Annotated in this window: 12 protein-coding genes; 1 reads left to right on the top strand and 11 read right to left on the bottom strand. The window is 72.2% G+C overall.

What is annotated here, in order from left to right; translation table 11 throughout:
• Window positions 1-31 precede the first annotated feature (31 nt).
• The 10 genes from Q0R63_RS14590 to Q0R63_RS14635 form a co-directional block, all read right to left on the bottom strand.
• Window positions 32-1,468 carry an FAD-binding oxidoreductase gene (locus Q0R63_RS14590; protein WP_295698700.1) on the bottom strand — a complete coding sequence of 479 codons (1,437 nt, stop codon included), beginning with the start codon at window positions 1,466-1,468 and terminating at the stop codon, window positions 32-34.
• Between the two features lie 7 nt (window positions 1,469-1,475).
• Window positions 1,476-2,681: a phosphoglycerate dehydrogenase gene (gene serA, locus Q0R63_RS14595; RefSeq protein WP_295698702.1), complete on the bottom strand. Its 1,206-nt coding sequence runs from the start codon at window positions 2,679-2,681 to the stop codon at window positions 1,476-1,478.
• A gap of 26 nt (window positions 2,682-2,707) precedes the next feature.
• The gene (locus Q0R63_RS14600; RefSeq protein WP_295698704.1) at window positions 2,708-4,030 is read right to left on the bottom strand and encodes an MFS transporter; all 1,323 of its coding nucleotides are present in this window, start codon (window positions 4,028-4,030) and stop codon (window positions 2,708-2,710) included.
• 136 nt (window positions 4,031-4,166) lie between these two features.
• Entirely contained in the window at window positions 4,167-5,591 is a 1,425-nt protein-coding gene (locus Q0R63_RS14605) for a hypothetical protein (protein ID WP_295698707.1), read from the bottom strand.
• Window positions 5,592-5,691: 100 nt separating this feature from the next.
• Window positions 5,692-6,402: a GntR family transcriptional regulator gene (locus Q0R63_RS14610; protein ID WP_295698711.1), complete on the bottom strand. Its 711-nt coding sequence runs from the start codon at window positions 6,400-6,402 to the stop codon at window positions 5,692-5,694.
• A gap of 32 nt (window positions 6,403-6,434) precedes the next feature.
• Entirely contained in the window at window positions 6,435-7,436 is a 1,002-nt protein-coding gene (locus Q0R63_RS14615; protein ID WP_295698713.1) for a proline racemase family protein, read from the bottom strand.
• A gap of 9 nt (window positions 7,437-7,445) precedes the next feature.
• Window positions 7,446-8,366 (bottom strand): dihydrodipicolinate synthase family protein, encoded by a 921-nt coding sequence (locus tag Q0R63_RS14620; protein ID WP_295698715.1) that lies wholly within the window; start codon window positions 8,364-8,366, stop codon window positions 7,446-7,448.
• A gap of 48 nt (window positions 8,367-8,414) precedes the next feature.
• Window positions 8,415-10,085 carry an NAD(P)/FAD-dependent oxidoreductase gene (locus Q0R63_RS14625; RefSeq protein WP_295698718.1) on the bottom strand — a complete coding sequence of 557 codons (1,671 nt, stop codon included), beginning with the start codon at window positions 10,083-10,085 and terminating at the stop codon, window positions 8,415-8,417.
• Entirely contained in the window at window positions 10,078-10,392 is a 315-nt protein-coding gene (locus Q0R63_RS14630) for a (2Fe-2S)-binding protein (RefSeq protein WP_295698721.1), read from the bottom strand. The genes Q0R63_RS14625 and Q0R63_RS14630 overlap by 8 nt, the downstream gene beginning before the upstream one ends.
• Entirely contained in the window at window positions 10,389-11,546 is a 1,158-nt protein-coding gene (locus Q0R63_RS14635) for an FAD-binding oxidoreductase (RefSeq protein WP_295698725.1), read from the bottom strand. The genes Q0R63_RS14630 and Q0R63_RS14635 overlap by 4 nt, the downstream gene beginning before the upstream one ends.
• Window positions 11,547-11,706: 160 nt before the next feature.
• Here Q0R63_RS14635 and Q0R63_RS14640 point away from each other — a divergent pair, with 160 nt between their 5' ends.
• Entirely contained in the window at window positions 11,707-13,314 is a 1,608-nt protein-coding gene (locus Q0R63_RS14640; RefSeq protein ID WP_295698728.1) for an aldehyde dehydrogenase (NADP(+)), read from the top strand.
• A gap of 84 nt (window positions 13,315-13,398) precedes the next feature.
• Here the strand turns inward: Q0R63_RS14640 and Q0R63_RS14645 are convergent.
• A partial coding sequence (locus Q0R63_RS14645) for a helicase-related protein (protein WP_295698731.1) occupies window positions 13,399-14,796 on the bottom strand: 1,398 nt, incomplete at its 5' end.

The following is a 14,796-nucleotide window of genomic DNA, read 5'->3' on the forward strand; positions in this document are numbered from 1 at the left end:
AACGCTCCCGACGACCTCCGGTGGGCGAGCGCTACCCGTCGATGGACGGTGACGGCCCGCCGCCCGGCCCATCCGCCACCGGCAGGACGACCCCGGGGTTGAGCAGCCCGTGCGGGTCGAAGGCGTCCTTGATCGCGCGCATGGCGGCGACCTCGGCGGCCGACCGCGCCAGAGTGAGCCACTCGCTCTTGGCCCGGCCGATGCCGTGCTCGGCACTGATGCTGCCGCCCACCCCGACGACGTAGCGCAGGACCGCATCGGTTACGGCATACCCCTCGTGCGGCTCGTCCGTCTTGACCACTCCAGCGCCGCCCGGCAGCACGTTGACGTGGAGGTTGCCCTCGTTGAGGTGCCCGAAGATGATGGTCCGCGCGCCGGGGTCGACGCCGCGCACCACTTCGGGCAGGGCGGCGAGCGCGGCTTCGAGGTGCGCGTGCGGGATGGCGACGTCGAGCTTGACCGGCACCCCGGCCGCGCTGATCGACTCGGTGTGCGCCTCGCGATAGCGCCACAGCCGCTCACGACTGGGGCCGTCCTCGCCGACGACGATGTCGGCGATGCCGTCGACCAGCTCACTGACCTCGCCGAGCGCCTCGAGCAGCTCCTCGTTGGGGTCCTGCGTGGCAGCACACTCGACCAGCAGGTATGCCGGGTGCTCACCCGGGATGGGCGCCGGCAGCCCGGTGTGCTCGCACACCAGGGCCAGCCCGTCGGCGAGGAAGAACTCGGCGCTCTCCAGGGTCGTCAGCCGCGAGCGCAGTGCGGCGAGCACCGCCAGCGCAGCCGAGGTGCTGTCGAGGGCGAGCAGCGCGACCGACCGCTTGGTGTAGGCCGGCCAGAGCCGGACCCGCACCGCGGTGAGCACCGCGAGCGTGCCCTCGGAGCCGGACATGAGCCCGGTGAGGTCGTAGCCGGTGTTGTCCTTGGGCAGCGCCTCGAGCCGCGACACGACGGAGCCGTCGGCGAGGACGGCCTCGACCCCGATGACCTGCTGGCGGGTGCCGCCGTAGCGCAGCACGTTCTCGCCGCCGGCGTTCGTCGCGACGAGGCCGCCGATCGTGGCGGAGTCGCGGGCCGCGAAGTCGACCCCGAAGTCGAGCCCCAGCGGGCGGACCCGTTTCTGGAGGGAGGAGACCGTCGTGCCGGCGCCGACCGTCACCTGGCCCGCGACGACGTCGACCTCGCCGATCTCGACCAGCCGGAGCGTGCTGAGGACGACCTCGCCGTCGACGGGCACGCCGCCACCGACCAGACCGGTGTTGCCGCCCTGAGGGACGACGGCGACCCCGGCGACGCCGCACGCCCGCAGGACGCCGGCCACCTCGCCCGTGGAGCCGGGGCGCACCACGCAGCGGGCACGGCCGGAGAACCGCCGGGTCCAGTCGGTCTCGTAGGACGCGGTGAGGCCCGGGTCGACGAGCACGTGCTGGTCGCCGACGACGGTGCGCAGGTCGTCCTCGAGCGTCATGCCGGCCTCACCCTAGGACCCGTAGCCGGACGGTCTCCGGCATCTTCTGGAGGGCGGCGACGACGTCGGGGGTGCAGGCCGCCCCGATGTCGGTGAGGACGTAGCCGAGGTGGTCGCGGGTCGCGAGCACCTGTCCCTCGATGTTGACGTCGTGCTCGGCGAGCAGCTGGTTGATCGTCGCCAGCACGCCGGGGGTGTTGTGGTGCAGCAGGGCGAGGCGTCCGGTCGTCGTGTGGCTCTCGAGCGCGACCGGCGGGAGGTTGACGCTGAGCGAGGTGCCGCCCGTCGTGATGTAGTCGCGGAGCTTGGCGGAGACGAACCGGCCGATGTCCTGCTGCGCCTCCTCGGTGGACCCGCCGACGTGGGGGGTGAGGATCACGTTGGGCAGACCGCGCAGGACCGAGGTGAACTCGTCGCCCTGCGCCTTGGGCTCGACCGGGAAGACGTCGATCGCCGCGCCGGCGAGGTGCCCGGACCGGATCTGCTCGGCAAGGGCCTCGGTGTCGACGACGAACCCGCGGGAGAGGTTGAGGAAGACCGCGCCGGGCTTCATCGCAGCGAACTGCTTGGCCTCGAACAGCCCGGCGTTGCCGACGCGACCGTCGACGTGGAGGGTGACCACGTCGGCCAGGGTGAGCAGCTCGTCGACCGAGCCGACCTTGCGGGCGTTGCCCATGGGCAGCTTGTCGGCCGTGTCGTAGTAGACGACGCCCATCCCGATCGCCTCGGCGAGGACGGAGAGCTGGCTCCCGATGTTGCCGTAGCCGATGATGCCGAGGGTGCGGCCGCGCATCTCGTGGGCGCCCTTGGCGGACTTGTCCCAGAGGCCACGGTGCAGAGCGTCGTTCTTCTCGGTCAGCCGGCGGGTCAGCGAGATCATCTCGGCGATGGCGAGCTCGACGACGCTGCGGGTGTTGGAGAAGGGGGCGTTGAAGGCCGCCACGCCACGGACGGCGGCCCCGGCCAGGTCGATCTGGTTGGTGCCGATGCAGAAGGCGCCGACCGCCAACAGGTCGGGTGCGGCGTCGAGCACCGCCTCGGTCACCTTGGTGCCCGAGCGGATGCCGAGCAGGTGCACGCCGGGGAGCGCCTCGGCGAGCTCGGCCTCGTCCATCGCGCCGGCGTGCCGGACGACCTCGATGCCGGCGCGCTCGAAGATCGGGGTCGCGTCGACGTGGATGTTCTCGAGCAGGAGGGCCTTCACGTGGACCATTCCACCAGCCCTGACCCCTGGCGTGGTCAAGGGGTCTCCGGCGTCGCGTCCACCGGCGTCCCGTGCCGCAGCGGCGACGCCCACCCGATCACGACGGCGAGGACCCCGCACCCCGCGAGCGCCAGCATCGCGGTCTGCACGGCGACGACCTGGGCGAGGGCACCGGCGGCGAGGGCACCGAGACTCCACCCGACCCCCCACGAGATCATCCGGGCCGTCGTGTTGACCCGGCTGAGCAGGTGCTCGGGCGTCACGGTCTGGCGGTAGGTGATCGCGTTGATGATGACGAGCTGGTAGGCCACACCCCAGAGGACGAGGATCGCGGCGGCGGCCACCCAGCTGTCCACGAGGGTCGCGGCGATCCCGGCCGCTGCCGACACCGGCATCGCGATCAGGGTGACCCGCGCGGCCCCCAGCCGGACGAGCAGCCGCGAGCTGAGGCTCGCCGCGAGGATCCCGCCGATGCCCCACACGCTGTAGAGCAGGCCGAAGCGCCACCCCAAGCTGCCGACGTGCAGCACCCGGTCGGCCCAGGGGACGAACAGGGCCATGAATCCGGCCCCGGCGGCTGACTGCAGGGTGCCGATCAGGGTCAGGGTGCGCACCCCGACGTGGTGGACGAGGAAGCTCAGGCCCTCGCGGACGTCGCTCCCCATCTCCGCGAGCGCGAGCCTGGCGTCGCTACCGGCGGAACCACCGGCATACGAGCCGGAGGGACCGGGTATGCCGCCGCTGCCGCGAACTCGCGGCGACGACATCGCCCGCCTGATCCCGCGCACGAGGAGGGCCGAGGCGGCATAGCTGAGGGCATCGACCGCCAGCAGGTCGGCAGGGTGGAGGACGGCGAGCGCGGCGCCGGCCGCCGCGGGGCCGACGAGGTCGATCACCCCGCCGACGCCCCAGATGGCCGCGTTGGCCTCGCCGACCCGCTCGCGTCCGACGAGGACGGGGAGGGCGCCGAAGTTGGCGCCGTCGAAGAACGTGAAGATCGCCGAGACGAGGAAGGCGGCGAGGAGGATGTGGGCCACGGTGAGGTGACCGAGCCACCAGGCGACGGGGACCGAGCCCACCACGACGACGTTGACCAGGTCGGCAGCCACCATGAGGCGCTGGCGGTCGAAGCGGTCGGCGACGGCACCGGCGACGAGGCCGACGACCACATAGGGCAGGGCCTCGAGGGTCGTGGTCAGTGCGGTGAGACCGGGTGAACCCGTGATCCGGTAGACGAGGACGGGCATCGCGACCGCAGTGATGATCGTGCCGGTGACCGACACCAGCCGGGCCAACCAGTAGCGCCGGAAGTCGGGGTCGTCGCGAAGGCGCCCCACGAGGACGGGTGCGGCGGTCATGCGATCATCCTCGCTCACCACACCGACACTCGCTGGGCCTGCGACGAATCCGTCAATGGGACAATGATGCTCGCGTTTCCTGGCGGGCCGTGACCCGGACGGACCGGGGGACGGTGGCGAGCGCGGCGATCGTGGGCTACTCGGCTCGTCGCGACGCAGCGGCCGGTCCCGAGCTGTCCCGCAAACCACCCGCGGCACCGCGCACCGTGCCGGCGCGAGCCGGCGTGCCCGCGGGCGGGGTGGCGATCTGGAAGGTGCCGGCGACGTCGAGGATGACGTTGGTGGTGCCGGCTCCGTTGAAGATGCGGAACTCGTCGGAGAGGGTCCGGGGCGACGTCAACGACAGGGGGACGAGCGCCCCGCTCGCGACCACCTGGCTGGGCCCGGCGTTGACGCTGCTCACGGTCGGCCGGGTGACGTCGGAGGGATAGACCGTCAGGAAGGTGGTCGCGGTCGGGAAGACAGCCGTGAGGTTGCCCGCGATGGCGTAGCTCGAGGCGTCGCCGATGCTCCCCTGACCGAACCCGCGCGCCTGACCGGCACCGAGCGCCGGGCCGCCCGTGGACGCGTTCCGGGTGTCGATGAGCCGGGTCGGCGTCGGCAGGGGCGCGAAGCGGGCGTCGTCGCCACCCGCGGCCGGGTCGGTGGTCGTCATGACGCCGATGCTGTCGACGAGGACGTGGGCGGTCCCGCCCGGCACCCGGACGACGGCCGTGAAGGCCGGGAAGGTTCCGTCGGAGCCCCTCGGGACGATCGCCAGGTTGGCGACCGTCTGGCCGCTGCGGAAGTTCAGTGTCGACGTCGGCGGGAGGGAGGTGCCGGTTCCGTCCCAGGCCACGACGTATCCGCCCGCGGTCGGAGAGACGACCGTGACGGTCACCACCATGGCCGTGACGGCCGCGTTGCTCGCCACCGAACCGAAGTCGTAGCCCACGACGACCCCGTCACCGTCACCGAACGGGGCACCGCCGGTGAAGGACGCAGGGTCCCGGCTGTCGAACTTGCGCCTCGGCGTGACCTGCGAGTAGCCGCCGTTGCCGTTGCCGGGATCGAGGGCTGAGTAGTAGCCGAGGACGTCGATGAGGACCTGGACCGACCCGCTCGAGTTGAAGACCGAGACGGAGCCGTTGGCGTGGAGCGGCAGCGTGACGAGGTTCGCGGCGGTCAGGCCGGCAGGGACGTTGATCGACGAGACGGTCGGGCGAGTCACGTCCGCGGGATAGGCGGTGAGGTAGGTGCCGCTCGTCGGAGCCGTCACGGTGAGGTTGACCACGACCGCGGAGATGTTCGCCGCTGCCGGGAGCCCACCTCGGCCGGCCAGCGCCGTGGTCAGGACCTGGCCGGCGCCCACGGGGCCGGCGTGCGTGGTGCCGAATCCGGAACGGGTGTCCAGGACACGTGCGGGCGTGATCGAGACGTAGGCGCCGTAGGGCGCTGCGGGCGGGGCTGCGGGTGCCCCCGCGGCCACCGGGGCCAGGGCAGTGAGCCCGACCAGGCTGAGACCGACGGCGTTCAGGACGGCCCACAGGCGTCGTGACGAGTGGGCGGGTGTGATGCGCATGGGCGGGGTTCGCTCCTGTGGTCGTGGCCTGGGTTTGCCGACCATACGCGACATCGGCGCCGTTTGTCCGGCAATGACGGCGGTCTGCCCGTGGTGACCTTCAGTCATGTGGCGGAGGGGACGACTCCGTTCCTCGCGGTTCGTGACGGCCGGCCCATGAGACGCGCAGGTGCCCCAGGTGCTGGGTCATCAGGTGTCGCATCAGGGCTCGGTCGTGGGCGAGCGCAGCGTCGACCATCTGCTCGTGCTCCTGCGCCTGCGTCTCGAGCACGCCGGCTTCAGCCAGCTCCGTGAGGCCCGAGAGGCGTGAGCGGCCGCGCAGGTCGCGGACGACCTCGACGAGGTGCACGTTGCCGTGGAGGGCGAGGAAAGCGAGGTGGAACTCGGTATCGACCAGCACGTATGCCGCGAAGTCACCGGCCGCCGCCGCCGCGACGATCCGGTGGGCCAGCGGGCGCAGCGCCTCGACCCTGCCTCCGACGCCGTGTCGCCGGTCGCCGGCGACCGCGACCATCGCCGGCACCTCGATCAGCGTCCGCAGCTCGGCCAGCTCGCCGAGGGTTGCGTCACTCACCGCGGTCACGCGAAAACCCTTGTTGCGCACGGCTTCGAGGAGACCCTCGTGGGACAGGTCGAGCAGCGCCTCGCGGACCGGGGTGGCCGAGACCCCGAACTGCATAGCCAGCCGGGGGACGGTGCAGAGGGTCCCGGGCTCGAGCTGGCCGGAGACGAGGAGCCCGCGCATGACCTGGGCCACCTGGTCTCGCAGGCTGGTCCGGGACCCGACGGCGACGACGATCGGGGCGCTCACCGCCGGTTGCCCGCTCACCGCCGGTTGCCCGCTCACAGCAGGAACCCGGTGGGGAAGGGGTCGCTCGGGTCGAGCAGGTACTGAGCCGTCCCGGTGATCCAGGCCCGGCCGGTCACGGCGGGCAGGATGGCGGGGAGCCCACCGATCGTGGTCTCGCCGAGGACCGTCCCGAGGAAGCGGCCGCCGATGAACGACTCGTTCACCAGCTCGTCGCCGACCCCGAGAAGTCCCCGGGCGTGGAGCTGGGCCAGCCGAGCGCTCGTGCCGGTGCCGCAGGGCGAGCGGTCGAACCATCCCGGGTGGATCGCCATCGCGTGGCGGGAGTGCTGCGCGGTCGATCCTGGGGCCTCGAGGTAGACGTGGTGGCAGACGTCGATCTCCGGGTGCTCGGGGTGGACGACGGGATGCTGGTCGTTGACCGCGTCCATGATCGCCAGCCCGGCCTCGAGCAGTGGGCCCTTGTTGGCCCGGGCGAACTCGAGCCCCAGGTCGTCCGTGCGGACGATCGCGTAGAAGTTGCCGCCGTAGGCGATGTCGTAAAGGACCTCGCCGAAGCCGGGCACCTCGACGACCTGGTCGAGGGCATGGCTGTAGGACGCGACGTTCTCGAGGGTCACCGACACCGCGGCGCCGCCCTCGACGTGGACCCGAGCCGTGACGAGGCCGGCCGGGGTGTCGAGCCGGATGACGGTCTCGGGCTCGGTCACCTCGACCATGCCCGTCTCGACCAGCACCGTCGCGACCCCGATGGTGCCGTGGCCGCACATCGGCAAGCACCCGGTCACCTCGATGAACAGGACTCCGACGTCGGCGTCCGGCCGGGTCGGCGGCTGCAGGATCGCGCCGGACATCGACGCGTGGCCCCGCGGCTCGTACATGAGCAGCGTTCTCAGGCCATCGCGCTCGGCCATGAACCGCAGCCGCCGCTCGGCCATCGTCGCCCCGGGAAGCACCCCCACGCCGCCGGTGATCACGCGTGTCGGCATGCCCTCGGTGTGGGAGTCGACGGCGTGGTAGACGACAGAGCTGCGCATGCGGGGGCGCTACTTCACGCCGGCGTCAACGAGCGCCCGGGTCGCCGTCCGGACCACCCGCTCGGTCTCGCCCGCCAACGGCTGGCGCGGAGGGCGGCATACGCCACCGGTGCGGCCGACCATGTCCTGGCCGAGCTTGATGGCCTGGACGAACTCCGTCTTCGAGTCCCAGCGCAGCACCGGGTGGAGCTGACGGTAGAGCGGCAGCGCGCGGTCGAGGTCGCCGGCGACGCTGGCCTCGAAGAGCTCGACGCAGGCTCGGGGGAAGACCTGCGGATAGCCGGCGACCCAGCCGACCCCACCCGCGAGGCCCACCTCGAGCACGGTGTCGTCGCTGCCGATGAGGAGGTCGAGCCCCGGTGCCTCCTCGGCGATCTCGTAGCTGCGGCGCACGTCGCCCGAGAACTCCTTGACCCCCACGATGAAGCCCTCGCGGTGCAGTTGTCCGAGGAGCGCCGGCGAGAGGTCGACCTTGGTGTCGATCGGGTTGTTGTAGGCCGTCACCGGGAGGCCGACCGACGCGACCAGCTCGTAGTGCTCCAGCACGGCGCGCTCATCGGCGCGATAGGCGTTCGGCGGCAGGGCCATCACCGCCTGGCACCCGAGGTCCTTCGCCGCCTGCGCATGCCGCTTCGACTCGCGGCCGCCGTAGGCCCCGACGCCCGGCATGACGGTGAAGCCCTCCGGAGCGTTGGCAACCGCCGTCGCGACGACGGCGTCGCGCTCCTCGACCGTCAGGGTCTGGTACTCCCCCAGCGAGCCGTTCGGGGCGACGCCGTGCACGCCGTTGGCGGCCAGCCAGGCGACGTTCTCGCCGTATGCCGCGAGGTCCGGCACGAGGTCACCGGACGAGTCGTGGTGAAACGGCAGGCTGGCGGCGACGATGACGCCGTGCCAGGGGGTGCGGGGGGAGGGGGTGTCGCTGGGCACGTCGGGCCTCTCGGGTGGACGGTCTGGAGATCAGTAATATGTTACACGTTACTGATCATGACTGGGCTGTGATGAGCTCCGTGGGAGCAGGTCCGCAAGGGCTCCCAGGGAGACCGGTTGCGCTACGAGCCGCTCGGTGTCACCGGCGAGCGCGGACGCTCCGACCGGGCCTGCGAGAGGTGCCTTCTCCCGGGTGGTCTGCTGAGCGGCACCGGCCGCCAGCAACGCACACGCCGGTTCGCACGTGCGCCCCTGGCACCAGCCCATCCCCGCGCGGGTCAGCTGCTTCACCTGCCGGGCCGTGTCTGCACCCGCGGCCACGGCCTCGAGAACCGTTGCGGCGTCGACCTCCTCGCACCGGCAGACGGTCGTCTCGCGTCGGACCGCGGCGGCCCAGCCGGGCGGGATCGGGTGGGCGGCGTGCATGGCGGTGGCGAACGACCGCAACCGCACGACGTCACGCCGGACCGTCCGGAGACGCTGGCCGGTGCGTCGCGAGCGAGCCGTGGTGCCAACGGGATCGGTGAGGTCCGCGACCACGACGTGCCCTGCGAGCTCCCCCTCGGCGAGCGCCAGCGCGGCGCCGCCGACACCGGTGGGCTCCCCGGCGACCAGGACCATGGGCACGCTGCTGCGCTGCTCGCTGTCGACGGCGACGACGGCAAACCCGTTGTCCCCGAGGCGTGTTGCGCACCTGAGGGTCACCGCGAGATCGAGGATGGGGCTGAAACCCCAGCCGATTCCGACCGCATCGACGTCGTGCCGGACGACACTCTCGAGCCCCGGCCTCCCCGCCCGGTCGAGGCGACACACACTCACCGCCTCGACGCGGTCGTGGCCGTGCGCCTCGACGATCATCGTGCGCGGGCGGAACGGCACCCGGCGGCGGGCGAGCGTCGCGGCATACGCGAGCCCCTCCCTCAGCCGGTCCGGGTTGCGGACGACCGTCGACAGGTGCGGCCACCAGCCGGTGGGGGCGTTGGCCTCGAAGACCCCCACGACCTCGACACCGCGGGCCGCGAGCCCGGTGGCGACCGGCAGGAGGAAGGGGCCGGTGCCGCCGAGGGCGACGCGTCGCCCCGGGACCACGTCGCTGCTCTTGAGCAGCGCCTGGATACCGCCGATGGTCATCACCCCCGGGAGGTCCCAGCCCGGGAAGGGCAGCCCGATGTCGTGGGCCCCGGTGGCGATCACGAGGCGGCGTGCGCGCACTACTCCCGCCACTCCGGCTGGGCCCAGGACGTGAAGGTCGACGACTGCTGCCCCGTCGGCGGCCGGCCCCGGCGCGTCCGTCCCACCCGGCGCGTCCGTCACGACCGCCGCGTCCGTCACGACCGCGGTCCAGACCTGGGTGCGGAGTCGCAGGTCGACGAGGCCGGCATGCAGGGCCTCCCCGACCCGCTCCCGGAGTGCGTCGAAGGTGGCCAGGTCGTGATGGAGGTGGCGCAGGTCCCTCGGATGGACCGGTCCTCGACCGGGGCCCGAGACGGGCGCCTCTCGCGCGACCAGGGATTGGAGAAAGTCGGGGGATGCGGCGGGCTGGCGCCAGTACTGCCCACCGAGGCTCGTGCCGCGGTCGATGAGGCAGACCCTCAACCCGGCACGGGCGCACGTCACGGCGGCGGCGAGGCCGGCAGGACCGGCCCCCACGATCGCGACGTCGACCGGCGTGACCGTCTCGTTCACCGGGTCGGCCGTCACGGTCCCTGCGTCAATCATCGGCCGGGTCCCGGAGAGCGAGCCGATCGTGGCCGGACCCCGACTGCGTGGTGATCTCCTCCACCTCGTCGGCGAGGACGACGCAGGCGCGTTGGTTCGGAATGCCGTCCACCGTCACGAGGCAGTCGAAACACACCCCGATCCCGCAGAACAGCCCACGCGGTCGACCATCGTGGCGGGTGGTGCGCCAGGCGAGGATGTCGTGCTCGACGAGGGCGGCACCCACCGTCTGCCCGGGGCGGTGGTGGATGCGGCGACCGTCGAACGTGAAACCCAGCCCTGGCCCGACGTGGTCCGGCCGCGTCATACGGAGACCTCGGCAAAGCGGTCGGGCACGAACGCCGAGACGGGGACCTCGTCCGGCATCGGCCCACCATCGAGGTAGCGGGCGACGAGATATCCGGTCGCTGCCGCGAGGCCGATCCCCGCGCCCTCGTGACCGCAGGCGTGGATGACGCCCGGGACGCGGGGATCGGGGCCGATCACGGGCAGGTGGTCGGGGCAGTAGGGCCGGAAGCCACGGTAGACGCGCAGCAGGTCGACCCGACGGAGGAACGGGAAGATCTCGACGGCCCCGGCAGCCAGCCGCGCCACCACCTTCGGGCTCATTCCGGCGTCGTAGCCCACCCGCTCCCGGCTCGCACCGATGAGGATCGTGCCGCCCCGGGTCGACTCGACGACGGTGGAGGTCTGGAGCGCCGCGTCGTTCGAGGCGACGTTGTCGACGTACTCCGCGGTGTAGACCTTGTGGCGCACGAGGGGACCGACCGGCTCGGTCACGAGGATGAAGCCCCGTCGCGGCAGGACGGGGATCGGCGCTCCGAGGCGCACGCCGACCTCGCCGCCCCAGGTGCCTGCTGCGTTCACGACTGCGTCGGCGCCCAGCACCTCACCTCCGACGAGTCGGACCCCGGTCAGCCGGCCGCCGGAGGTGACCGCTCCCTCGACCTCCACCCCGAACCGCGTGCTCGCCCCGCGTTGCCGGGCGCCGGCGACCAGGGCATCGGCCGCGAGCACCGGCTGCACCTGCAGGTCCTCGGGATAGAGCACGCCTCCGGGCAGCCGATCGGAGAGCAGCGGCTCGAGGCGACGGAGGTCGCCCGCCGTCGCGACGTCGATCGCGTCGACGCCCGCCGCGCGCTGGCCGGCCGCGAAGGTGCGCAGCCCGGCCAGGCCGGCGTCCGACGTCGCGACGACGAGGCCGCCCTTCTCGTCGAGCTCGAGCCGGTCGCGGCCGAGGTGGTCACCGAGCTCCAGCCACAGGCGACGGCTGAGGCGCATGAGGTCGAGCTCGGGTCCGTCGCCCTTGTCGGACACCAGCAGGTTGCCCTCACCGCGGCTCGTGGTGCCGGCCCCGGGACGACCACGATCGACGAGGACGACCTCCCAGCCGGCGTGGGCGGCATACCAGGTGCAGGCGGCGCCGACGATGCCGGCGCCGATGACCACCACACGTCCCATTCGCTCACCTTTCTCCGACCTCGTGATGACGCCCCGCCCGCGGGCCATGGGTGCTATCGACAGTAATATGTTACACAGCACCTCGAACGGGGAGGCGTCTGCAGCCATCGTCAGGGCCAGGATCCCCTCACCACCACCGAAGCAACCAGGAAGGCTTGCCGTGCCCCTGCTCGGACACTCGATCATCGCCGGAGAGGACGTCGAGGGCCACGCCGGGTCGGCGTTCGCTCAGGCGCCCGCCACCTCAACCGCCCTCGAGCCGGCCTTCACCCTGCTCGACGAGGCCCAGGTCGCGGACGCGGTGGGCACCGCGGCGGCCGCCTTCGCGGACTACCGCGCCACGTCGCCGGTCGCGCGGGCCGCCTTCCTCGAGGCCGTCGCCGAGGAGATCGAGGCCGACGGCGGCGAGATCGTCCAGCGCGCTGTGCTGGAGTCCGGGCTGACCACGGCCCGGCTGACCGGCGAGCTGGCGCGCACCTGCGGGCAGCTGCGGATGTTTGCCGCCGTCGTCCGGAGGGCGGACCACCGAGGAGTGCGCGTCGACCCCGCCCTGCCCGATCGCGCACCGCTCCCGCGCCCCGACCTTCGCGTCCGACAGGTGCCGCTCGGCCCCGTCGTGGTCTTCGGGGCAAGCAACTTCCCACTGGCCTTCTCGACGGCCGGTGGCGACACGGCCTCGGCACTCGCCGCGGGCTGCCCCGTCGTCGTCAAGGCCCACCCGGCCCACCCCGGCACCTCGGAGCTGGTCGCGCGAGCGGTCGCCCGAGCCTCAGCCCGGACGGGTATGCCGCCCGGCGTGTTCTCGCTCGTCCACGGCGCCGGCACCGAGGTGGGTCGACAGCTCGTGACCGACCCCCGGGTGAAGGCGGTGGGCTTCACCGGATCGCGCGCCGGCGGGCTCGCCCTCGTCGCTGCGGCGGCGGCCCGGGCGGAACCGATCCCCGTCTACGCCGAGATGTCGTCGGTCAACCCGGTCGTGATCCTTCCCGGGGCGCTGTCCGGCGCAGCAGGTGTCGTTACGGCTCTCGCCGCGGGTTACCTCGCCTCGCTGACCGGCAGCGCCGGCCAGCTCTGCACCAAACCCGGGCTGCTCTTCCTGCCCGCCGGACCGATCGGCGACGCCTTCGTGGCTGGGATCGCCGCGACCCAGACCGGCATGCCGGGTACGACGATGCTGACGTCGGGGATCCGGGCCGCCTACGACCGGGGGGTCGGGCGCCTTGCCCGGTCTGCCGGGGTGAGCACGGTCGCCACCGGGACCAACGGCGGGGGCGCGAACGCGCCCGCCTCGGTCGTCGCCTCCACCGACCTCGCGACGTTCGGGGCGGATCCCGAGCTGGCCGATGAGGTCTTCGGCGCCGCGGGGCTGGTCGTCCGCTACGACCCTGCTGGTGCCGAGGGTGTCGACCGGCTGCGCGACACCCTGGCCGGGCTCGAGGGACAGCTGACGGCGACCCTGCGGCTCGACCCCGCGTCCGAGGACGACCTGCGGATCGCGCGGATCCTGCTGCCGGCCCTCGAAGACCGGGCGGGCCGGGTCCTCGTCAACGGCTGGCCCACGGGGGTCGAGGTGACGCACGCGATGGTGCACGGCGGACCCTTCCCCGCGACGTCCGACTCCCGCACGACCTCGGTCGGCTCGCTCGCCATCGAACGCTTCCAACGGCCGGTCTGCTACCAGGACCTCCCGGACGCCCTGCTGCCCGAGGACCTGCGTTCGGACAACCCCTGGGACGTCCCCCGCAGCATCGACGGCGCGCGCCCCTGACCCCGCTGGACCCCGCCGCCGGATTGAGGTCCAGACGCGTCACCGATGACGCGTTCTCACCCCAATCCGGGAAGGCAGGTCGCCTCAGGAGGTGGCCCGCGTCATCTGGCGGAGCTCCTTCTTGAGATCCCCGAGCTCGTCCCGGAGCCGGGCCGCGAGCTCGAAGTGGAGCTCGGCCGCAGCCTGGTGCATCTGGGTGGTGAGCTCCTGGATGAGGTTGGCCAGGTCGCTCGAGGCCAGCCCGGAGAGCCGGTCGCCGCCGGCGAGCCCGATGTCGGCGGCCAGTGCGCCCTTCCCCCCGCTCGGACCGCCACCGTTCTTCATGGCCTTGCTCGACTTGCCGCGGGACTGCGACCGGCCGCTGCCGAGGAGGGCCTCGGTGTCGGCGTCCTCGCGCTGCAGCATGTCGGTGATGTCGGCGATCTTCTTGCGCAGCGGCGTCGGGTCGACGCCGCGCTCGAGGTTGTAGGCGACCTGCTTCTCGCGTCGGCGGTCGGTCTCGTCGAGAGCCTGCTGCATCGAGGGGGTGACCTTGTCGGCATACATGTGCACCTCGCCGCTGACGTTGCGCGCCGCGCGACCGATGGTCTGGATCAGGCTCCGCGCCGACCGCAGGAACCCCTCCTTGTCGGCGTCGAGGATGCTCACGAGCGAGACCTCGGGCAGGTCGAGCCCCTCGCGCAGGAGGTTGATGCCGACGAGGACGTCGTACTCCCCCAGCCGCAGCTCCCGCAGCAGCTCGACCCGGCGCAGGGTGTCGATGTCGGAGTGGAGATAGCGCACCCGGACACCCTTGTCGAGGAGGTAGTCGGTGAGGTCCTCGGCCATCTTCATGGTCAGCGTGGTCACGAGGATCCGCTCGTTCTTCTCGGCCCGCAGGTTGATCTCGTGGAGCAGGTCGTCGATCTGGCCCTTGGTCGGCTTGAGGACGATCTGGGGGTCGACGAGCCCGGTCGGCCGGATGATCTGTTCCACCGGGACGCCGGACTTGGCCAGCTCGTAGTTGCCCGGGGTCGCCGAGAGATAGACCGTCTGGCCGATCCGCTCGAGGAACTCCTCCCACATCAGCGGCCGGTTGTCCGTCGCGCTGGGCAGCCGGAAGCCGTGGTCGACGAGCATCCGCTTGCGAGACATGTCACCCTCGTACATCGCCCCGATCTGGGGCACCGTCTGGTGCGACTCGTCGATCACCAGCAGGAAGTCCTCGGGGAAGTAGTCGATGAGGCAGCTCGGGGCCGTCCCCGCGGCCCGGCCGTCGATGTGGCGGGAGTAGTTCTCGATGCCGCTGCAGGAGCCCACCTGCCGCATCATCTCGATGTCGTAGGTCGTGCGCATCCGCAGCCGCTGGGCCTCGAGCAGCTTGCCCTGCCGCTCCAGCTCGGCCAGGCGGTCGATGAGCTCCAGCTCGATGCCGATGATGGCGCGCTCCATCCGCTCGGGACCGGCGACGTAGTGGGTCGCGGGGAAGACGTACATCTCGTC

This window comes from Lapillicoccus sp., from assembly GCF_025353065.1.
Classification (GTDB): Bacteria; Actinomycetota; Actinomycetes; order Actinomycetales; family Dermatophilaceae; genus Lapillicoccus.

Excerpts from the sequence above, each read along its gene's own strand:
- Q0R63_RS14590 (WP_295698700.1), bottom strand. The coding sequence starts at position 1,468 with ATGACGCTCGAGGACGACCTGCGCACCGTCGTCGGCGACCAGCACGTG.
- serA (WP_295698702.1), bottom strand. The coding sequence starts at position 2,681 with ATGGTCCACGTGAAGGCCCTCCTGCTCGAGAACATCCACGTCGACGCG.
- Q0R63_RS14600 (WP_295698704.1), bottom strand. The coding sequence starts at position 4,030 with ATGACCGCCGCACCCGTCCTCGTGGGGCGCCTTCGCGACGACCCCGAC.
- Q0R63_RS14605 (WP_295698707.1), bottom strand. The coding sequence starts at position 5,591 with ATGCGCATCACACCCGCCCACTCGTCACGACGCCTGTGGGCCGTCCTG.
- Q0R63_RS14615 (WP_295698713.1), bottom strand. The coding sequence starts at position 7,436 with ATGCGCAGCTCTGTCGTCTACCACGCCGTCGACTCCCACACCGAGGGC.
- Q0R63_RS14625 (WP_295698718.1), bottom strand. The coding sequence starts at position 10,085 with ATGATTGACGCAGGGACCGTGACGGCCGACCCGGTGAACGAGACGGTC.
- Q0R63_RS14630 (WP_295698721.1), bottom strand. The coding sequence starts at position 10,392 with ATGACGCGGCCGGACCACGTCGGGCCAGGGCTGGGTTTCACGTTCGAC.
- Q0R63_RS14635 (WP_295698725.1), bottom strand. The coding sequence starts at position 11,546 with ATGGGACGTGTGGTGGTCATCGGCGCCGGCATCGTCGGCGCCGCCTGC.